Below are 20153 nucleotides of genomic sequence, written 5' to 3' on the forward strand. Positions count from 1 at the left end.
ACGTGCGCTTCGTGACGAATCTGATGAATCCGGCGGGCCGGGGGGACGAGCCGGCCGCGGCAGCCCCCATGGACCTCAACGCGGATCTCGGCGAGGGGTTCGGGCGCTGGTCGCTCACCGACGACGAGGCCCTCCTCGCGTGCGTGACCAGCGCCAACGTGGCGTGTGGCTTCCACGCGGGGGACCCCTCGGTGATGCGGCGGGTCTGCGACCTCGCGGCCGCCCGAGGCGTGCGGATCGGCGCGCAGGTCTCCTACCGCGACCTCGCGGGCTTCGGGCGCCGCTCCATGGACATGCCGGCCGACGAGCTGACCGCCGAAGTGGCGTACCAGATCGGTGCGTTGCGGGTGTTCGCGGCGGCGGCCGGCACCACCGTCTCGTACGTCAAACCGCATGGCGCCCTCTACAACCGCGCGGTCCACGACGACGAGCAGGCGGCCGCGGTGATCGAGGGCGTCCGGCTGGCGGGCGGGAACCCGGCCGTCCTCGGGCTGCCCGGCTCCCGGCTGCTCGCACGGGCCGTGGAGGCGGGGCTGCCCGCGGTCGAGGAGGCCTTCGCCGACCGCGCGTACACCCCGCAGGGGACGCTCGTACCGCGCACCGAGCCGGACGCGGTCGTGCACGACGCGGACGAGGTCGTGCGCCGCAGCGTCGGTCTCGCGGTGGACCGGAGCGTGATCGCGGCCGACGGCGGACGGATCGCGGTCGCGGCCCGGTCCCTGTGCGTCCACGGCGACACCCCGGGAGCGGCGGCCATCGCCCGGCGGGTGCGGGCGGCGCTGGAGGAAGCGGGCGTCGTGGTGCGGGCGTTCACGTGAGCACGCCACCGGCGGACGGGGAGAACCGGGGTCCGGCGCCGGACGTGCTGACCGCGGGGGCGGACGCGCTGCTGGTCGAACTGGGCTCCGGCGAGCAGACGGAGGCCTTCCACGCGGAGGTACTGCGGCGCCGCGCGGCCGGTGAACTGCCCGGCGTGCGCGAGGTCGTGCCCGGGGCGCGGACGGTCCTGCTCGACGGCATCACGCGGGACACGGCCGGGCTCGCCCGTGAGCTGGTGTCCTGGCGGGTACCGCCGCTGCGACGTGCCACGGGGAAACCGGTGGAGATCCCGGTCGTCTACGACGGCCCCGACCTGGCCGAGGTCGCCGAGGCATGGGGCGTCGCCGCCGCCGAGGTCGCCGCCCTCCACTCCGGCACCGAATTCCGGGTCGCCTTCTGCGGGTTCGCCCCGGGCTTCGGCTATCTGACGGGCCTGCCCGACCACCTCCACCTGCCGCGCCGGGCGACTCCGCGGACCCGGGTCCCGGCCGGCGCGGTGGCCTTGGCGGGCCCCTACACCGGGGTGTACCCGCGCCCGTCCCCCGGCGGCTGGCAGCTGATCGGCCGGACACCGGACCCGGCCGCCCTGTGGAACCCGGACCGCGAACCACCCGCGCTGCTGACGCCCGGCGCCCGCGTCCGCTTCGTCGAGGCGGGGGCGGGGGCGGGGGCGTGAGCGCGGGAATCGAGGTGATCGAGGTCGTCCGCGCCGGGGCCCTGACCACCGTGCAGGACGAGGGGCGCTTCGGCCACGCGCACCTGGGGGTGGGGCGGGCGGGAGCCCTGGACGCGCCGTCCGCCCGGCTCGCCAACCGGCTGGCCGGCAACCCCGTGGGCGCCGCGCTGCTGGAGACGACCGCCACCGGCTGCGCGGTCCGCCCGAGCCGTGCGGTGCGGGTGGTCGTCGGCGGTGCGCCCTGCCGGGTGACGGTGGACGGGCGGCCGGTGGCGTGGGGCGCCGCGGTGCACGTACCGGCGGGCGCGGTGCTGGACGCCGGTCCCGCGGCGTACGGGCTGCGCGGCTACCTGGCGTTCGCGGGCGGCCTGGAACCGGAGCCGGTGCTCGGCAGCCGGTCCGCCGACCTGCTCTCCGGGCTGGGCCCGCCGCCCCTGAGCGACGGCGACGTCCTGCCACTGGGGCCGCCCCCGCAGACCGGCGCCCCGCCCGTCGCGGCGGTGCCGTGGCCGGGGGTGCCCGCCGAACTGGTGCTCCCGGTCCTCTTCGGCCCCCGCCACACCTGGTTCACGTCCGCCGCCCTGCGCACGCTCACCACGGCCGCGTACCGCGTCTCGCCGCAGAGCAACCGCATCGGCCTGCGCACCGAGGGCCCCGCGCTCGCCCGCGCCCGGCAGGGCGAACTGTCCAGCGAGGGGATGGTGCTGGGCGCGATCCAGGTCCCGCCGGACGGCCGCCCGGTGGTGTTCCTGAACGACCATCCGACGACGGGCGGCTACCCGGTGGTGGGCGTCGTCCCGGAACCGGCGCTGGCGGCGGCGGCGCGGGTCACGCCGGGGACGGCGGTGCGGTTCGTGCTCACCGGCAGGTGAGCCGAGGCGATCCGGTCGCCGGTTGAGCGGCCTCCCGCCGCCACCGCGCACGGGGAACCGCGGTATTGGCTGGACACGCTGAGCGCGACCGGGGCCGGGTTCACCTGGCTCGGTGTGTCCGCCCGGGGCACGCGGACACGCCCGCGGGCGGCCGGAGGCCCGGCTCCCCGGAGGGAACCGGGTCCGGCCGCCCGGGGGCGGGGACGCGCGGTCGGTCACACCCCGGCGCGGAACCCCCGCAGCCGCAGCGAGTTGCCGACCACGAACACCGACGAGAACGCCATCGCCGCACCCGCGATCATCGGGTTCAGCAGACCCGCCGCGGCCAGCGGCAGGGCGGCCACGTTGTAGGCGAAGGCCCAGAACAGGTTCGTCCGGATGGTGCCGAGGGTCTTCCGCGACAGCCGGATCGCGTCGGCGGCGGCCCGCAGGTCCCCCCGGACCAGGGTCAGGTCCCCCGCCTCGATCGCCGCGTCCGTGCCGGTGCCCATCGCGAGGCCCAGATCGGCCTGGGCGAGGGCGGCCGCGTCGTTCACCCCGTCACCGACCATCGCGACGGAACGCCCTTCCGCCTGGAGGCGCTTGACGACGTCGACCTTGTCCTCCGGCATGACCTCCGCGTACACCTGCTCGATGCCGACCTCGGCCGCGACCGACTCCGCCACGGCGCGGTTGTCGCCGGTGAGGAGGATGGGGGTGAGGCCGAGTGCGCGGAGCTTCTTGATGGCTTCGGCGCTGGTGTCCTTGACGGCGTCGGCGACTTCGAGGACGGCGCGTGCCTCGCCGTCCCAGGCGACGGTGATCGCTGTGCGGCCCGCGGCCTCGGCCTTCTTGCGCGCCAGCTCCGCGGGGAGGTGGATCTCCCACTCGGCGAGCAGCTTCTCGCGGCCGACGAGGACGGCGTGGCCCTCGACGATGCCCTGGACGCCGAGTCCGGGGACGTTGGCGAAGTCCTCGGGGGTGGGGAGGGGGCCGGTGGTGCGTTCGGCGGCTCCGGTGGCGACGGCCTGGGCGATGGGGTGTTCGGAGGCGTGTTCCAGGGCGCCGGCGAGGCGCAGTACGTCGGTTTCGGTGGTGCCGGGGGCGGTGTGGACGGCCTGGAGGGTCATCTTGCCGGTGGTGACGGTGCCGGTCTTGTCGAGGACGATGGTGTCGACGCGGCGGGTGGTCTCCAGGACTTCGGGGCCCTTGATCAGGATGCCGAGCTGGGCGCCGCGTCCGGTGCCGACCATGAGGGCGGTGGGTGTGGCGAGGCCGAGGGCGCAGGGGCAGGCGATGATCAGTACGGCGACGGCGGCCGTGAACGCGGCCGTCAGCCCCGATCCGTTGCCGAGCCAGAAGCCGAGCGTGCCGAGCGCGAGCGCGATCACGACGGGGACGAACACCGCCGAGATCCGGTCGGCGAGGCGCTGGGCCGCCGCCTTGCCGTTCTGCGCGTCCTCGACCAGCTTGGCCATCCGGGCCAGCTGGGTGTCGGCGCCGATCCGGGTCGCCTCGACGACGAGCCGGCCGCCCGCGTTGAGCGTGGCACCGGTCACCGGGTCGCCGACGCCGACCTCGACCGGGACGGACTCACCGGTGAGCATGGACGCGTCCACCGCCGAGTTCCCCTCGACGACGGTGCCGTCCGTGGCGATCTTCTCGCCGGGCCGGACCAGGAAGCGGTCCCCGACCTGGAGGTCCGCCGTGTCCACGGTCACCTCGCGGCCGTCACGCAGGACGGTGACCTCCTTGGCGCCCAGTTCGAGCAGGGCCTTCAGCGCCGCGCCCGCCTTCCGCTTGGAACGGGCCTCGAAGTAGCGCCCGGCCAGGATGAAAGCGGTGACTCCGGCGGCGGCCTCGAGGTAGATGTTGCCCGCGCCGTCGCTGCGGCCGATGGTCAGCTCGAAGGGGTGCGTCATGCCGGTCATCCCGGCGGTGCCGAAGAACAGCGCCCACACCGACCACAGGAACGCGGCCGAGGTGCCGACCGAGATCAGCGTGTCCATGGTGGCCGCGCCGTGCCGGGCGTTGGTCCACGCGGCGCGGTGGAAGGGCCAGGCGGCATACGTGACGACGGGCGCCGCGAGCGTCAGCGAGAGCCACTGCCAGTTGTCGAACTGGAGCGCCGGGATCATCGCCATCGCGATCACCGGCACCGCGAGCAGGACCGCGGTGATCAGCCGCTGCCGCAGCGGGCGCAGCTCGTCCGCCTCCGCCTCCGCCGCGTCGGCGGGTGCGTCGGCCGTACGGACACGGGGAGCGGGCTCGTGCGCGCTGTAGCCGGTCTTCTCGACGGTGGCGATCAGGTCCTGTACGGAGATGTCCTCGCCCCGGTAGCTGACGCGGGCCTTCTCGGTGGCGTAGTTGACGGTGGCCTCGACCCCGTCCATCCGGTTGAGCTTCTTCTCGATACGGGCCGCGCACGAGGCGCAGGTCATGCCGCCGATGGCGAGCTCGACCTCTGCGGCGCCGGTACCGGTGGTGCCGGTGGTGGCTGCGGTCTGCGCGGACACGGGGCCTCCTCGGTAGTGGTTGATACCCCTAGGGGGTATGTGGTTCTGATTCAGGTATACCCCCTACCCCTATGAATCCGCAAGGGCGGCCCACGGCGGACGCGCGGATTCCGGGCGTCCGGTTGCCTGGCACGCGTCTGACCTCGCGTATCTTCACGTGCGCGGTGAGGCTGCGCCCTCGGCCGCCCGGCCCGTAGGCTGGCCATTGGACTAGACCTATAGCTGCTTCCTGGAGGATTGGGTTCCCATGAGCAACCGTGCAGTCCTGGAGGTGATCGCTCTCGACGCGGAGGACGCGGTCGCTGCCCAGGCGGGTGGTGCGGACCGGCTTGAGCTGGTCACCGACATGGCGGCGGACGGTCTCACCCCGTCCTGTGCGACCTTCGCGGCGATCCGTGCCGCGGTGGACATCCCCCTGCGGGTGATGCTCAGAGTGGCGGACGGCTTCGCGGCCGGTGACATCGATGTACTCGTACGCAAGGCACACGAGCTGCGGGCGGAGGGCGCGGACGAATTCGTGTTCGGCTTCCTGGACGCGGACGGCCGCCCGGATCTCGTCGCGGTCGAGCGGATCATCGCCGAGCTGGACGGCTGCCACTGGACGTTCCACCGCGCGATCGACCGCGCCTGTGACCGGGACGCGCTGCGCAAGGCCCTCGCGGACCTGCCGGGCCTGGACACGTATCTCACCGCGGGATCGGCCGCCGGGGTGGACGACGGCATCCCCACGTTGCTCGTCGAGGCGGCGCGCAAGGGCGAGCCGGGGTACGAGCCGCAGATCCTGGTCGGTGGCGGGCTGCGCCTCGACCACCTGCCGGAACTGCTCGACGCGGGGATCGACGCCGTCCACATCGGCGGCGCGGCACGGCCCGGCGGCTGGGCGGGGCCGGTGGACGCGGGGGCGGTACGGGAGTGGCGGGCGGTGCTCGACGCGTAGGGGGGGCGGAGCCCCCGGGGTTCGGGTGCCGGGGGTTCGGGTGCCGGGGGTCCGGGGTCCGGGGCGTCCGGGAACCCCGGGGGCTCCGCCCCCGGACCCCCGCCCCTCAATCGCCGGAGGGGCTTGAGGAGCGGGGGCCCGGAGGGGCTTGAGCGGCCGTCCTCAGGGGCTCAAGCGGCCGCCCGGAGCTGGTCCGGGAGGTTGGCGGAGTGCGCGACGATCAGGCCCGATACCGCTCGGGTCAGGGCCACGTACAGGCGGCGCAGGCCCGTTCGTTCGTCCGGTTCGCCGTCGACCACCGCCGCCGGTTCGTCCAGCACCACGTAGTCGTACTCAAGACCCTTCGCCAGGGACGCCGGGACCAGGGTCAGCCGGGACTCGGCGGTCGTCTCCATGCCGGGCGACAGATAGGCGTGGCCCGCCGCCGTCAGGGCGGCCGCCAGCGCCGGGACGCGGGCGTCGGCGGCGATCAGACCGGTCGAACCCTCCTGCTTCAGCGACTCCTCGCACGCCGCGACCACCGCCGCGTCCAGCGCGGTCACGTCCGCCACCTCCCGCACCGACAGCGAGCCGGGCGACTCACGCACCGACTCGACCGCCGCCAGGCCCGGTGAGATCACCGGCAGCAGCCTGGACGCGTACGCGATCACCTCGCGCGGCACGCGGAAGCCCGCCGTCAGCTCCTCCACCACCGCGTCCGACTTGCCCAGGTGGTGCAGCGCCTGGGCCCAGCTCTGCGTCGACCACGGTGTCGTGCCCTGCGCCAGATCGCCGAGGACCGTGGCCGAACCGGTCGAGCAGCGTCGGCCCACCGCCCGGTACTGCATGGGGGAGAGGTCCTGCGCCTCGTCGATCACGACATGGCCCAGCGAGTGCGTGCGCGCCACCAGGTCGTTCGCCTCGTCGATCAGTACCGCGTCCGCCGCCGACCACTTCGCGGACTTCACACTGCGGGCCGGCTTGGTCCACAGGATCGTCTTCTGCTCGTCCTCGGTCAGCAGCCCGTCCGCCTGGGCGGCCAGGAACTCCGGGTCGGACAGCAGCCGCAGCACCAGCTTCGACGGCTCGACCGCCGGCCAGACCGCCTTCACCGCCGCCTTCACCGCGGGATTGCGCGCCACCGCGTTCTGCACCCGGTCGTCCGGCGCCTCGCCCGCCTCCTCCATCCGTACGAGCACGGCATGGGCGATGCGCTGCGGAAGGGCCTCGTGCGCCGCCCCGTACCGCATGTCGCGGGCCAGCAGCTCGTCGACCATCTCCTCGATCTCGTACGCGGGCACCCGCCAGCGCCGGGAACCGCGCACCACCATCACCGGCTCCGTCGGCGGCTTCACGTGCGAACGGATCGCCCGCCGCAGCACCTCCGCCATCCGGGCGTCGCCCTTCACGACGGCGGCCGGCGCCTCGTCCGTGCCCCGGACCTCGACGTGCGCCGTCACCAGGTCGTCGACGGTCGCCTGCTTCACCTCCAGCTCGCCGAGGGCCGGCAGCACCTGCTCGATGTAGTGCAGGAAGGACCGGTTCGGCCCGATGACCAGCGTCCCGGTGCGGGCCAGCCGGTCCCGGTGCGCGTACAGCAGATACGCGACCCGGTGCAGGCCGACCGCGGTCTTCCCGGTACCGGGACCGCCCTGCACACAGACGGAGCCGCCCAGCTCGCTGCGGACGATCTCGTCCTGCTCCGGCTGGATCGTCGCGACGATGTCGCGCATCGGGCCGACACGCGGCCGCTCGATCTCCGCCTGGAGCAGCTTGCTGGTCCGCGCGGTCTCGGTCGGGTCGGTGAGGTGCTCGTCCTCGTACGCGGTCAGCTCGCCGCCGGTGTAGCCGAAGCGGCGCCGCTGGCCGACGTCGAGCGGATCGTTGCGGGACGCCCGGTAGAACGGCTGGGAGACCGGCGCCCGCCAGTCGATCACCATCGGGTCGCCGTCGGCGTCGTGGACGTGGCGGCGCCCGATGTAGAACTGCTCGCCCTCCGCGCCCTCGGCCTTCTCCGCGCCGACCACGTGGAGATAGTCCAGCCGTCCGAAGAAGAGCGGGGTGTGGGAGAGGTCCGCGAGCGACTTGATGCGGTCGGTGATCTGGGCCCGCAGCACTGCGGCGTTCACCCAGTTCGCCGTGACATCACGGATGTTCAGGGCCTGGGCGTCCTCACGCATGGCGCGCAGCGCGGCGCGCGAGGCGGCGAGATGGGCGCGCTCATGAGCGAGGGGGTCGGTGGTGGTGTCGCTTTCGTGTTCGTGCGCGGGCACGGTGTTGCCTCCGGCATTCAACGCAGGACGGCGGACCGCACCCCGTCCCCGGCCGGTGACCGGGGGCGATGCGGTCCGCTCGGGGATCGATCACTGGTACGCACGAGGGCGTGCGTACGGCTGTCGGCCGGTTTCCGTCCGGTCGGCGGCGCTCCCCCGGCTGCCGGCGCGAGCCCTTCCGGGCTGCCGGTACCACGGTGCGGGAGGCGGGCAGACCGGCGATTGTATCGACGGGCCGGGCCGGGCGCGAACGAATACCGGAGGACGACCGCGGGGTCCACCCCGTAGGGGACGGCATGAGACCACAGGGGTAGGCGCGGCGCCGTCGCCTTCCCCCTGCGGGCCGACGCGGTCACCGGCCGGGCGGAGCACCATGGAATACATGAGCACCGTCACCCTGAACCCGCGAAAGACCGGCCCCGCGCACGGCGCGACCGCGGCCACCGGTCACCCCCACAGTCACCGCGCCGGTGACCTCCTGCGCGCCGCCGGGATCTTCGTACGGACCGCGTTCGGCGTCGTCGTCCTCGGCGAGTACGCGGAGGAGGCGGGCGTCCGCCGCACGCGCTGACCGCCCGTTCCCTCAGCTGTCCGTCAGCAGCTCGTCGGCGTCCACGATCCGGTATGCGTAGCCCTGCTCGGCCAGGAACCGCTGGCGGTGGGCCGCGAAGTCCTGGTCGATCGTGTCGCGGGCGACCACCGAGTAGAACCGCGCCTCGTGCCCGTCCGCCTTCGGGCGCAGCACCCGGCCCAGCCGCTGGGCCTCCTCCTGGCGCGAACCGAACGTGCCGGACACCTGGATCGCGACGGTGGCCTCCGGCAGGTCGATGGAGAAGTTCGCCACCTTCGACACGACCAGAACGCTCAGCTCGCCCTGGCGGAAGGCCTCGAAGAGCTTCTCCCGCTGGGCGTTGCTCGTCTCGCCCTTGATCACCGGGGCGTTCAGATGCTCACCCAGCTCGTCGAGCTGGTCGATGTACTGCCCGATGACCAGCGTCTGCTCGCCCTTGTGCTTGCGCACCAGCGCCTCGGTGACCTTCCGCTTGGTCGCGGTCGTGGCGCAGTACCGGTACTTCTCCTCGGCCTCCGCGGTCGCGTACGCGAGCCGCTCGCTGTCCGTCAGGTTGACCCGTACCTCGACGCAGTCGGCGGGCGCGATGTAGCCCTGCGCCTCGATCTCCTTCCACGGGGCGTCGAACCGCTTGGGCCCGATCAGCGAGAAGACGTCCGACTCGCGCCCGTCCTCCCTGACCAGTGTGGCCGTGAGCCCCAGCCGGCGCCGCGCCTGGAGGTCGGCGGTGAACTTGAAGACCGGTGCGGGCAGCAGATGCACCTCGTCGTAGATCACCAGACCCCAGTCGCGGGAGTCGAACAGCTCCAGGTGCGCGTAGACGCCCTTCCGGCGGGTCGTGAGCACCTGGTACGTGGCGATGGTGACCGGCCGGATCTCCTTGCGGGTACCGCTGTACTCGCCGATCTCCTCCTCGGTCAGCGAGGTCCGCTTCACCAGCTCGTGCTTCCACTGCCGGGCGGACACGGTGTTGGTGACCAGGATCAGCGTGGTCGCCTTGGCCTGCGCCATGGCCCCGGCGCCGACCAGCGTCTTGCCCGCGCCGCAGGGCAGCACGACGACTCCGGAGCCGCCGTGCCAGAACCCCTCGACGGCCTGCTGCTGGTAGGGCCGCAGCGCCCAGCCGCTCTCGTCCAGCTCGATCGGGTGCGCCTCGCCGTCCACGTAACCGGCGAGGTCCTCGGCGGGCCAGCCCAGCTTCAGCAGCGTCTGCTTGACCTGCCCGCGCTCGGAGGGGTGCACGGCCACCGTGTCGGGGTCGATCCTGGCGCCGACCAGCGGCTGGACCTTCTTCGACCGGAGGATCTCCTCCAGCACGGGACGGTCGGTGGAGGTCAGCACCAGTCCGTGGACCGGGTGCTTGGAGAGCGTGAGGCGGCCGTACCGGCCCATCGTCTCGGCGATGTCGACGAGCAGCGCGTGCGGTACGGGGTAGCGCGAGTACTTCACGAGCGCGTCGACGACCTGCTCGGCGTCGTGTCCCGCGGCCCGCGCGTTCCACAGCCCGAGCGGGGTCAGGCGGTAGGTGTGGATGTGCTCGGGCGCGCGCTCCAGTTCCGCGAAGGGCGCGATCACACGGCGGCAGGCGTCGGCCTGCTCGTGGTCGACCTCCAGGAGCAGTGTCTTGTCGCTCTGGACGATGAGGGGTCCGGTCACGCGCTTCGGCCCTTTCTACTGCGGGGTGGCCGTGTACCGGCCAAACGTCCAGTGTGCCGCATGTGGTGCCGGTACGGGGGGCGGGCTTTGTGGGGGTGGGGGGTTCCTTGGTGTGGGGTTCCGTCCTCAATCGCCGGACGGGCTGGTTTGTGCGGGTGCCCCCGCGGGGTGCGCCTGCGGTGCGGGTGGGGGGGTTCGGTGCCCCTCCGGGGCGTCTCCTCGGACGCCGAACGTGCGGCGGGTACGCGAAGGGGCCCGGGTATCTGTTCGTCGTCCTGCGGGGACTCCCCTGCACGGCCCCGAACCCGGCCGTCCCGCGTCTGCGGCAGTCGCAAAGCCGGCGTGCAGACGCGAGCGATGCAGGGGTGGGGACGTGCAGGGGAGTCCCCGCAGGAAATGGCGTACGACCCGGGTCCCCCACGTACCCGGGTGAACACGCCATTTCTGAGGAGACGCCCCGGAGGGGCACCACCCCCCGCCCACCGGGTAGAGCGCCCCTGCGGGGCACCCGCACAATCAAGCCCGTCCGGCGATTGAGGACAAAAACCCACACCCCAGGGCCCGTCAGGGCCCCTCGTCCGCCAGTTCCGCCACCCCCGTGATGCGGTGCAGCGGGTACGTGCGGACCTCGTCGGCCGTGTGGTCGTACGCCGTGACGTAGCCGCCCTCGACGCGGACCGGGGCGATCACGCGCTGGCTGGCGGCGCCCTCCGCGTTCACGTAGCCGATCCAGATCGCGGAGCCCGTCATCGCCGCGGCCTGGACGGTGACCAGGGTCTCGGCCGAGGTCGTACGGGGCAGCGCGTCGCCGGGCGCAGAGGGGCCGCTGTCCTTGTGGACGACCGTGGCGGCCGTGTCACCCGCCCGGATCGCCCGGACCGCCGCGCCCAGCAGGGCGGGGTCGGGGAGCGGCGGGCCCTCGGGGACGGGGACGGGGGCAGAGCGGGGCGGGGTGCGGCGGGCGCCCGCGCGGGTGATCAGGACGTCGCCGTCGGCGGACTCCGCGGCGGGCGCGTAGCCCATTTCGCGCAGGCCGTCGAGCAGGGACGCCGGGTCGATCTGGGCGGCCAGGGCCGTGGGGGCGAGCCGGCGCAGCCGCAGGGTCGCCGAGCGCTTGTCGGCGAGGATCTCGTTGAGGACGGCCTCGTCGTCGCAGCGCACGTAAGCGGACGCGGCGCCGATCCGCAGATGGCCGTGGCGGCGGGCGACGTCGTCGATGAGGTAGCTCAGCGGCTGGGGCACCGGCGTACGGCTGTGCGCGGCGAGGAAGGCGTGCAGGTCGGCGGCGGACTGCCCGGCGTCCAGGGCCCGCCGTACGGACCCGGGGGTGAACCGGTAGACCGTCGCGCCGCCCTTCGACTCGATGTCCGCGACCGCGGCGAGCATGTCCGCGAGCGGGCGTTCCAGGGGGCCCGGCGCGACGGCGGTCAGGTCGGCCTGGAGCAGGACGTGGTCGAGCGGCTCCGGGATGAGGGGGGCGAGCCGGGCCGCGGCCTCCGCGGGACCGGTGGTCAGCAGGGCGCGGGACTGCGAGGCGAGGGCGCCGCGGCCGGTGATGCCGAGGAGCTCGGACTCGTTCAGCGTCCACAGGGCGATCCGGGACCGCAGGTCGGTGGTGTCCCCGGCGGACGCGGAGGCGCCGCGCAGCGGGCGCTCCCAGCGGAGCCGGGCGAGCAGGGTCTCCGGGTCCGGGGCGGTGCCCGGGGGCAGCGCGGCGAGCAGGGCCAGCACGCGGTGGCGGACCTCGGGGGCGGCGGAGCGGTCCAGGTCGGGGCCGAGGGCGGACAGGGCGCGGCCCTTGGCGTCCTGGCCGCCCACCAGCCCCGGGGTGCGGGTGGCGGCGAGCCAGGCGGCGGCGAGGCGCACCCAGCGGTCCTCCGCGGGGAGTTCGGTCCAGTCGTCGTACGCGGGGGTCGGGGCGTACCGCTCGTCGGCCTCGCCGTCGGAGGCCAGCAGCCCCGCCGCGTGGGCGAGTTCGATCCAGAACGCGGCGACGGGCTCCGACACGTCGAGGACCGTCGCGGTCTTCTTCAGCTCGCGGACGCTGAGGCCGCCGGCCCGCAGTATGGCGGGGCCGCCGCCGTTCCAGCTCTTCAGGAGTTCCTCGACGGTGGACACCGCCAGGAACGCCTGGCCGGCCGCCGCGCTGTCCACAGCCTGTGGATCGCGTTCCGCGGCCGCGGTGACGGCGGGCGGCCGCGGCTCGGGCACCCGGTGGGCGCGCCCGGCCCGCAGGTGGAGCGCGGCCTCGCGCGGCAGCACGACGGTGCGGGTCGACACGGGCAGCAGCAGCCCGCGGTCGCGCAGCCACTTCACGGGCGGGGTGGGATTCGGGGTGACCTCGCCGTACGGCGGGCCCCAGACCAGCCGGTCCAGCACCGACAGCGCCTCCACGGGGGCGGTGTCGAGGAGTTCGCCCATCCGGGCCCGGTCGGTGAAGAGCCCGGCCAGCGCGGTCACCGCGGAGACCGGGTCGTAGGTGGCGGGCAGCCCGGCCGCGGTGAGGATCTCCTGGAGCCGGCCCGGCGACATGCCGGCGGTGGCCTCCGCGACGGTCGGGCCGAGGCCGGTGGGGGAGGGGTGCTGCGGCGAGGGCGCGAGGAGTTCTCGGGCGGTCCGCACCAGGTGCAGCCGCTCGTCCTCGCCCCAGACGAGGGCCTGTTCGCGCAGGGTGGTGAGGGCCCCGGGCAGTGCGTCGGTGATGGCGGCGCCCGCGTCACCGTGATGCTCGCCGTCGTCCCGGCCGTCGCCGGTGAGCAGGGCGAGCAGCGTGTCGTACGGGGCGGGATCGGGCGCCACCGCGAGTGCTTCGGCGGTCTGCAGGGCGAACCGGTCGAGGTGTTCCAGCGCGCGGACGACGGAGGCACGGGTGCCGGCCCGCGTCGCGAGCTGGGTGATGTCGTTGGGCACGGGGTTGAGAAGGTCGGGCCGGGCACGCAGCAGCCCGGCCAACGACTCGTCGTCCCGGGCGCGCAGAGCCTCGGCCAGCGTCCGCGGTGGTGTGGTCATCCCCATCCGTCCCACGGTAGTCGCTCCGGACGGGCCCGAGGGCGCTACCGTCGGTGCAGGGCGGTAGAGGGGAACCATCGCGTGGGGATCGAGAGCGATCAGCTGGTCTACGACTACCTGAGCCGGGTCGGGGACATGGCACAGCAGCAACAGCTGTCCTCGGGCACCCGGATGAGGCTGGTGTCGGCGCTGCGGGGCGAGATCGACCGGCAGCGCGTGAAACAGGCCGCGGACACGCCTGCGGCGGTGCGCCGCATCATCGGGAAGCTCGGCAGCCCCGACGAACTGGTCGCCGCGGCGGCCTCGTCGGCCGACGGATCGGTGCCGCTTCCGCAGACACCGGAGCCCGAGCCGGGACCCGCGAAGGCGTCCGGGATTCCCCGGCCGCGCAGGACGAAGCTCCGTAAGGACAGCAGCGGGGACGGCCGGAAAGACAGCCGGAAAGACAGTTCGGGCCAGGGCGCGTCGGAGGTGCCGGCCGCGGCTTGGCCCGACGGCGGGCAGTCCTCACCGCACCGGGCGGGCACGGACGAACTCGGTCCGTCCGGGAGCGAGACGGACTGGTGGCGCGTCGAGCCGGGCCCGTTCGGCGAGTTCGGCGAGGGAACCGCGGTGCCGGGCTTCCGGGGCGGCGTGGAGATCCCGGCGGTGCTGCGCCCGCCGGTGCCGGAGGAGGACGAGGAGTCCGAGGAGCCGTCGCAGGAGTGGGAGGACGGCGACGGCGAGGAGGAGTACGAGGAGACGGCGGCTCCGCGCCGGCGGTGGCGGCCCAGGCTGCGCCGCGCCCGGGACGGCGAGGGCGCGGCACCCCGCGGCTTCTCGCACCCCCTGCTGCTGCTCGCCGCCGCTCTGCTGGTGACCGGCGCGGTGATGGGCTCCCTGCTCGCCCTGGGGGGTGGCTGGCTCATCGCGTACAGCTCTCGCAAGCTGACCCGCGCGGAGGCGAAATGGGTGGCGATGGGGCTGCCCGGGACGGTCGCGGCGGGCGCCCTCGTCTGGCTGTGGGGCCGGATGGACGGCCGTTGGGGGACGCCGATTCCCGAACACGGGATGGCGGACGCGCTGAGTGGCGTGTGGCCGGTGGTGATCCGGGTGGCGGCGGTGGCATCGGCGCTGTTCCTGGTGTGGCGGGCGCGAAAGCCACGTGCGTGACGGCTGAGTTGCGACGGCCGGGTGGGTGACGGCTGAGTCGTGACGGCCGGGTGGGTGACGGCCGCGCTGCGACGGAAGGGCGCGTGACGGCCGAGCTGCAACGCCACGTGCGTGACGGCCGAGTCGCAACGCCGCCGAGCCGTCGCAACGCCGCCGAGCCGTCGCAACGCCGCCGAGCCGTCGCAACGCCGCCGAGCCGTCGCAACGCCGCCGAGCCGTCGCGGCCCGGCCGGGGCAAGCCCGGCCGGGCCGTGGCCGTAAGGCCTCGTCAGCCGGTCATCTTTGTCTGGAACTCGTCGAGGATCTGGTCCGCGGCGGTGTAGCCGATGCCCGCGATCCACAGCCGGTCGTCGACCTTGAAGACCTTGCCGTTCCTGGCGGCCTTCAGCCCCTTCCACAGCCCGCTCTTCATCGTGCGGGTCGTGCCCGCCTTGTCCGGGTCGCCGTACGTCGAGGTGAAGACGGCGTCCGCGTCCGCGAGGTCGATCTTCTCGGGCGACACGTCGTACGAGAAGCCGTCCTTGGCCTTGTCCGTGATGGCGGGGCGGCCCATGCCGAGGTCGGCGAGGATCGAGCCGATGTAGTTCTGCTTGCCGTAGATGCGGATGTCCGCGCCCTCGACGAAGCGTACGAAGTTGACGTCGGTGGCCGCCGCCTTCTTCTTGCCGCCGATCGCCTCGGTCACCTTCGCGACGTGGGCGTCGTACGCGGCGATGACCTTCTTCGCCTCGGCCTGCTTGCCGAGCGCCTCCGCGTGGACGTGGAAGTTCTCCTTCCAGGCCGATCCGGTGGACTCCGTCATCACGGTCGGGGCGATCGCGCTGAGCTGCTTGTAGCGGTCGCCGTCGCGGACCTTGCTGGTGAGGATCAGGTCCGGCTTCAGGGAGGCGACGGTCTCCATGTTGGGGTTGGCGATCTCGCCGACCTCCTTGATGTTCTTCGTCCTCTCCGCCGGCAGATAGGCGGGGAAGCCGTCCTCGGTCGCCGAGTGCGTCCCGCCGACGGGCCGCACGCCGAGGGTGAGCGCGGAGTCCAGTTCGCCGGTGTCCAGGACCACGACACGCTGGGGGTGTGCGGGGACCTTCACGTCACCCATGGCCGTCCTGACGGTGCGGGTGCCGTCGGCCGAGGAGGCGCCGTCGCTCTTGCCGCCGGAGTCGGAGGAGCCGCAGGCGGAGAGTGCGAGTGCACCGGTCAGGGCGAGCGCGCCGAGGGTGAGGCCACGGCGGCGGACGGAGGTGGCCATGGGTTGCCTTTCGTAGGTGGTGTGCGGAATTCCGGTTCAGGACGCCCGCGCGGGCTGCCAGGGCGCCCCCGGCACGACGAGCGGTGAACCCGTTACCGGGTCCGGGACGATCACCGCGTCCAGGCCGAAGACCTCCCGGACGAGTTCGGCGGTGACGACGTCCTCGGGGCGGCCCTCCGCGACGATCCGGCCCGCCTTCATGGCGACCAGGTGGTCGGCGTACCGGGCGGCCTGGTTGAGGTCGTGCAGCACCGTCACCACGGTCCGGCCCCGGCTGCCGTCCGCCGCCGGGGCGGCGAGCCGGCGCACCAGGTCGAGGACCTCCACCTGGTGGGCGATGTCGAGGTACGTGGTCGGCTCGTCGAGGAGCAGCAGATCGGTCTCCTGGGCGAGCGCCATCGCGATCCACACCCGCTGGCGCTGCCCGCCGGAGAGCTCGTCCACCGAGCGGGAGCCGAGCGCGGTGATGTCGGTGCGCTCCATCGCGTCCGTCACCGCCCGCTCGTCCTCCTGGGACCACTGCTGCCACCAGTGCTGGTGGGGCTGGCGGCCGCGGGCCACCAGGTCGGAGACGGTGATCGCCTCGGGGGCCACCGGGGTCTGCGGGAGCAGCCCGATCGACTGGGCGATCTTCTTCGTGGGGATCCTCGACAACTCGGTGCCGTCCAGCAGCACCGCCCCGCCGCGCGGCTTGAGGAGGCGGCCCAGCGCGCGCAGGGTCGTCGACTTGCCGCAGGCGTTCGGCCCGACGATGACCGTCACCCGGCCGTCGGGGACGGCGAGGTCCAGCTCGTGGACGACGGTGCGGTCCTCGTACGCGAGAGTCAGCTCGCGCACCGTCAGCCGGCTGGTCACGGCGTCCTGCTGCCGGGTCTCGGTCATGCGTTGCCTCCCCTGCGGCCACCGTGACCGCGGATGATCAGCCAGATGAGGTACGGGGCGCCGACCGCCGCCGTCAGGACGCCCACCGGGAGTTCGGTGGGGGAGAAGAGCCTGCGGGCCAGCAGGTCCGCGAAGACGACGATCACCGCGCCGAGCAGTGCGGAGCAGAGCAGCGGGATCTGCGCGGTCCGGGTCATCCGGCGGGCGATCTGCGGGGCCAGCAGGGCGACGAAGTCGACCGGCCCGGCCGTCCCCGTGGCCACCGACGCCAGGACCACGCCGAGTGCGACGAGCCCCAGCCGTACCCGGCCCAGCCGGACGCCGAGCGCGGTCGCCGTGTCGTCGTCCATGGTCACGGTGCGCTGGGCGCGGGCGGCCCACAGGACGGCGGGCAGCAGGATCAGCAGGGTCCAGGCGAGGGGCGCGGCCTCGTCGTAGCCGCGGCCGTTGAGCGAGCCGGTCATCCAGATCTGCGCCTGCTGGGCGACGAGGTAGTCGCCCTTGGTCAGGAACAGGGTGGTCACCGAGCGCAGGGCGATGGCGAAGCCGATGCCGATGAGGACGAAGCGGGTGGCGTGCAGCCCGCCGCGCCAGGCGAAGAGGTAGACGAGCGCGGCGGCGGCGACCCCGCCGATCACCGACAGGTAGGGCAGGACGGTGTACGAGGTGACGCCGAACGTCATCGCGCCGACCGTGAGCGCGCTCGCGCCCTGGCTGATGCCGATGATGTCCGGGCTGGCGAGCGGGTTGCGGGCCACGGTCTGGATCAGTGCGCCGGCGATGCCGAAGGCGAGGCCGACGAGCACCCCGACGACCATGCGCGGCAGCCGCAGCGTGCCGACGACGAGTTCGTCGGCGGACGGCCGGCCCAGGACCACCTTCAGGACCTCGCCGGGCGCGACGAAACTCTCGCCGACACAGAGGTACGCGACGCAGACGACGGCCAGCACCGCGACGAGCACGGTGGCGGAGACCGCGGCCCGGCGGTGCAGCAGGAACCGGCCGCGCGCCCCGACCTTCAGGACGCTGTACCCGGCGGGCCGCACCGCGGCCGTGGTGGCGCTCATGCGGGCACCGCCTTCCGGCGTACCAGCGTGACCAGGAACGGCACGCCGATCAGTGCCGTCATCACCCCGGCCGGGATCTCGCTCGGCGGGAAGACGATCCGGCCGATCACATCGGAGACGAGCAGCATCACGGGTCCGATCAGGGCGGCCATCGGGAGCACCCAGCGGTGGTCGCTGCCGACGACTCCGCGGGCGATGTGCGGGACGGCGAGGCCGATGAACGCGATCGGTCCGGCCGCCGCGACGCCGACGCCGGTGAGCACGGTGGCGCCGATGCCGCCGACGATCCGTACCGTCGCGATCTTCTGCCCGAGCCCCCTGGCCATGTCCTCACCGAGCGCCAGGGCATCGAGCCCGCGGGCGACCGAGAGCACCAGAACCGCCCCCACCAGCAGGAACGGCCATATCTGCTGGGCGACCTGGGCCTCGCGTCCGGCGATCGAGCCGACCTGCCAGAACCGGAACTCGTCCAGCGCGGACGCCTTCGTCGTCAGTACGGCCATGGTCACCGACACCAGCAGCGCGTTGATCGCGGCGCCGCCGAGGGCGAGTTTCACCGGGGTCGCACCGCCGCGTCCGCTGGAGGCGATGGCGTACACCGCGACGGAGGCGATCGCCGCGCCCGCGAAGGCGAACCAGACGTACCCGGTGAGCGTGTGGACGCCCGCGTACGCGATGGCCAGCACCACCCCGACCGAGGCGCCCTGGCTGATGCCGAGGATGCCGGGGTCGGCGATGGGGTTACGGGTGATGCCCTGGAGCACCGTGCCGGCGAGGGCGAGCGCGGCGCCGACCATGAGCCCGATCAGCGTGCGGGGCACCCGCATGTTCCGGATGACCTCGGCGTCGTCGGAGTGCCCGCCGTGCAGCAGGGCGTCCAGGACGGCCGACGGGGCGATGGAGCGCGCCCCCACGGCGAGGCTGAGCAGTACGGCGAACAGCAGCGCCAGGACGGCCGCCGCCGTCAGGAGAGCGCGTCTGGAGCGGCGTGGTGCGGCGGCTGGCATCGGACCCAATCGAAAAGCGAAGCAAAGTAAGGCTTGGCTAAGTCTAAGCACCGCCCGGGTGCGGGCTCACGGGGGTGTGCCGGGTTCTGCGGGCGCTCGGCACAATGGCAGTCATGGCTTCGCACACACTGACGGTCGGCTTCGACCTGGACATGACGCTCATCGACTCCCGGCCCGGCATCAGGGCCGCCTACGTGGTGCTCGCCGCGGAGACGGGGGCCGCGATCGACGTCGACCTGGTGGTGAGCCGGCTGGGCCCGCCGCTGGAGGACGAGCTGGCGAACTGGTTCCCGGCCGCGGAGGTGCCCGCGGTCGCCGAGCGCTACCGCGAGATCTATCCCACACACGCGATCGTCCCGTCGCTCGCCATGCCCGGCGCCCGGGAGTCGGTCGAGGCGATACGCGCGCTGGGCGGCCGGACGATGGTGGTCACCGCCAAGTACGAGCCGAGCGCGAAGCTGCACCTGGACCACCTGGGGATCCGGCCCGACGTGCTCGTGGGCGGCCTGTGGGCCGAGGCGAAGGCGGAGGCGCTGCGGGAGTACCGGGCGGGCGTCTACGTGGGCGACCACACCGGCGACGTACGCGGCGCACGGGCCGCGGACGCGCTGTCGGTGGGCGTGACGACGGGCCCGTGCGCCGCGGCCGAACTGCGGGAGGCGGGAGCGGACGTGGTGCTGTCGTCGCTGACGGAGTTCCCCGACTGGCTCAACGGGTACGCGCCGTAGGACCCCGCCCTACGGCTTCGGGGCGGCTGCGCGGGCCGACCGGACGACGCCCGCCACGGCGATCAGGAACCCCACTCCCATCAGCATGCAGACCGCGTACGCGAGGGACGGGAACGGCTCGGTGCCGAGGAACAACGGGGCCATGGTGACCAGCGTCGCCACCGCGCCGACGAAGAAGACGATCGCGCCGAGCCGGACCAGCAGGTCGCCTGCGCCAGAAGGAGAAGTACTCACACGGCCAGAGTAGTTCTTTCAGGACACCAGTCCGGATGACCAGGCTTGACGAGGGGTACTTCACCTGTGGAGGCTTCTGCCAGCAGGGGGAGCACGACCACAGGACGGCCTGACCTGCTGAGGCTTTGTTCCGGCATACGGGTTGAGATGGGGTGCGTGCTTTGCCGACTGGCAAGGTCAAGTGGTTCAACAGCGAGAAGGGCTTCGGCTTCCTCTCCCGCGACGACGGCAGTGACGTCTTCGTGCACTCGTCGGTGCTCCCCACCGGAGTCGACGCACTCAAGCCCGGCCAGCGCGTGGAGTTCGGCGTGGTCGCCGGACAACGCGGTGACCAGGCACTGTCCGTGGCAATCCTCGACCCCACCCCGTCCGTCGCGGCCGCCCAGCGCCGCAAACCGGACGAGCTGGCGTCGATCGTCCAGGACCTGACGACCGTGCTGGAGAACATCACGCCGCTGCTGGAGCGCGGCCGCTACCCCGACAAGGCGGCGGGCGCCAAGATCGCCGGCCTGCTGCGCGCGGTCGCGGACCAGCTGGACGTGTAGTCCGA

At 73.4% G+C, this 20153-nt stretch carries 17 protein-coding genes; 8 read left to right on the plus strand and 9 right to left on the minus strand.

What is annotated here, in order from left to right; translation table 11 throughout:
• Positions 1-68: 68 nt before the first annotated feature.
• From ACIO3R_RS17050 to ACIO3R_RS17060, 3 genes are read left to right on the plus strand one after another with little or no spacing between them, the layout of a single operon-like run.
• The gene (locus ACIO3R_RS17050; RefSeq protein WP_402106613.1) at positions 69-818 is read left to right on the plus strand and encodes a LamB/YcsF family protein; all 750 of its coding nucleotides are present in this window, start codon (positions 69-71) and stop codon (positions 816-818) included.
• Entirely contained in the window at positions 815-1495 is a 681-nt protein-coding gene (gene pxpB, locus ACIO3R_RS17055; protein ID WP_402106362.1) for a 5-oxoprolinase subunit PxpB, read from the plus strand. The genes ACIO3R_RS17050 and pxpB overlap by 4 nt, the downstream gene beginning before the upstream one ends.
• The gene (locus ACIO3R_RS17060) at positions 1492-2367 is read left to right on the plus strand and encodes a biotin-dependent carboxyltransferase family protein (RefSeq protein ID WP_402106364.1); all 876 of its coding nucleotides are present in this window, start codon (positions 1492-1494) and stop codon (positions 2365-2367) included. Before pxpB ends, ACIO3R_RS17060 begins: the two co-directional genes overlap by 4 nt.
• A gap of 215 nt (positions 2368-2582) precedes the next feature.
• Here the strand turns inward: ACIO3R_RS17060 and ACIO3R_RS17065 are convergent, their stop codons facing one another.
• On the minus strand, positions 2583-4862 hold the full coding sequence (locus ACIO3R_RS17065; RefSeq protein WP_402106366.1) for a heavy metal translocating P-type ATPase: 2280 nt from the start codon (positions 4860-4862) through the stop codon (positions 2583-2585).
• Between the two features lie 247 nt (positions 4863-5109).
• On the opposite strand from ACIO3R_RS17065, the gene ACIO3R_RS17070 reads away from it, so the two are divergent.
• Complete coding sequence (locus ACIO3R_RS17070) at positions 5110-5799, plus strand: copper homeostasis protein CutC (protein ID WP_402106368.1); 690 nt, start codon at positions 5110-5112, stop codon at positions 5797-5799.
• A 170-nt stretch (positions 5800-5969) separates the two neighbouring features.
• On the opposite strand, the gene ACIO3R_RS17075 is transcribed toward ACIO3R_RS17070, so the two are convergent.
• Positions 5970-8051, minus strand: coding sequence for a HelD family protein (locus tag ACIO3R_RS17075; protein ID WP_402106371.1), 2082 nt, complete (start codon positions 8049-8051; stop codon positions 5970-5972).
• Positions 8052-8433: 382 nt separating this feature from the next.
• Between ACIO3R_RS17075 and ACIO3R_RS17080 the strand changes: the two genes are divergently transcribed.
• On the plus strand, positions 8434-8622 hold the full coding sequence (locus tag ACIO3R_RS17080) for a hypothetical protein (RefSeq protein ID WP_402106373.1): 189 nt from the start codon (positions 8434-8436) through the stop codon (positions 8620-8622).
• 12 nt (positions 8623-8634) lie between these two features.
• On the opposite strand, the gene ACIO3R_RS17085 is transcribed toward ACIO3R_RS17080, so the two are convergent.
• Together ACIO3R_RS17085 and ACIO3R_RS17090 are read right to left on the minus strand one after the other, a co-directional pair.
• Complete coding sequence (locus ACIO3R_RS17085) at positions 8635-10278, minus strand: DNA repair helicase XPB (protein WP_402106375.1); 1644 nt, start codon at positions 10276-10278, stop codon at positions 8635-8637.
• A gap of 564 nt (positions 10279-10842) precedes the next feature.
• A complete protein-coding gene (locus tag ACIO3R_RS17090) occupies positions 10843-13293 on the minus strand; it encodes a helicase-associated domain-containing protein (protein ID WP_385040688.1) in 2451 nt (816 codons plus the stop codon).
• A 75-nt stretch (positions 13294-13368) separates the two neighbouring features.
• On the opposite strand from ACIO3R_RS17090, the gene ACIO3R_RS17095 reads away from it, so the two are divergent.
• Positions 13369-14439: a hypothetical protein gene (locus ACIO3R_RS17095; protein ID WP_385040685.1), complete on the plus strand. Its 1071-nt coding sequence runs from the start codon at positions 13369-13371 to the stop codon at positions 14437-14439.
• Between the two features lie 268 nt (positions 14440-14707).
• Here the strand turns inward: ACIO3R_RS17095 and ACIO3R_RS17100 are convergent, their stop codons facing one another.
• The 4 genes from ACIO3R_RS17100 to ACIO3R_RS17115 are packed head-to-tail and all read right to left on the minus strand — an operon-like array spanning position 14708 to position 18641.
• On the minus strand, positions 14708-15685 hold the full coding sequence (locus ACIO3R_RS17100; RefSeq protein WP_402106378.1) for an ABC transporter substrate-binding protein: 978 nt from the start codon (positions 15683-15685) through the stop codon (positions 14708-14710).
• A gap of 36 nt (positions 15686-15721) precedes the next feature.
• Positions 15722-16567, minus strand: coding sequence for an ABC transporter ATP-binding protein (locus ACIO3R_RS17105; protein ID WP_402106381.1), 846 nt, complete (start codon positions 16565-16567; stop codon positions 15722-15724).
• The gene (locus ACIO3R_RS17110; protein ID WP_402106385.1) at positions 16564-17634 is read right to left on the minus strand and encodes a FecCD family ABC transporter permease; all 1071 of its coding nucleotides are present in this window, start codon (positions 17632-17634) and stop codon (positions 16564-16566) included. The genes ACIO3R_RS17105 and ACIO3R_RS17110 overlap by 4 nt, the downstream gene beginning before the upstream one ends.
• The gene (locus tag ACIO3R_RS17115; RefSeq protein WP_385040673.1) at positions 17631-18641 is read right to left on the minus strand and encodes a FecCD family ABC transporter permease; all 1011 of its coding nucleotides are present in this window, start codon (positions 18639-18641) and stop codon (positions 17631-17633) included. Before ACIO3R_RS17115 ends, ACIO3R_RS17110 begins: the two co-directional genes overlap by 4 nt.
• Before the next feature lie 113 nt (positions 18642-18754).
• On the opposite strand from ACIO3R_RS17115, the gene ACIO3R_RS17120 reads away from it, so the two are divergent.
• Positions 18755-19369, plus strand: a complete 615-nt coding sequence (locus ACIO3R_RS17120) for an HAD family hydrolase (RefSeq protein ID WP_385346722.1) — start codon at positions 18755-18757, stop codon at positions 19367-19369.
• A gap of 9 nt (positions 19370-19378) precedes the next feature.
• Here ACIO3R_RS17120 and ACIO3R_RS17125 read toward each other — a convergent pair whose 3' ends face one another.
• Positions 19379-19603, minus strand: coding sequence for a hypothetical protein (locus ACIO3R_RS17125; protein WP_402106389.1), 225 nt, complete (start codon positions 19601-19603; stop codon positions 19379-19381).
• Positions 19604-19764: 161 nt separating this feature from the next.
• Between ACIO3R_RS17125 and ACIO3R_RS17130 the strand changes: the two genes are divergently transcribed.
• Positions 19765-20148, plus strand: a complete 384-nt coding sequence (locus ACIO3R_RS17130) for a cold-shock protein (RefSeq protein ID WP_123460814.1) — start codon at positions 19765-19767, stop codon at positions 20146-20148.
• Positions 20149-20153: the final 5 nt, after the last annotated feature.

The sequence above is a fragment of the Streptomyces sp. NPDC087428 genome, assembly GCF_044744085.1.
GTDB lineage: Bacteria > Actinomycetota > Actinomycetes > Streptomycetales > Streptomycetaceae > Streptomyces.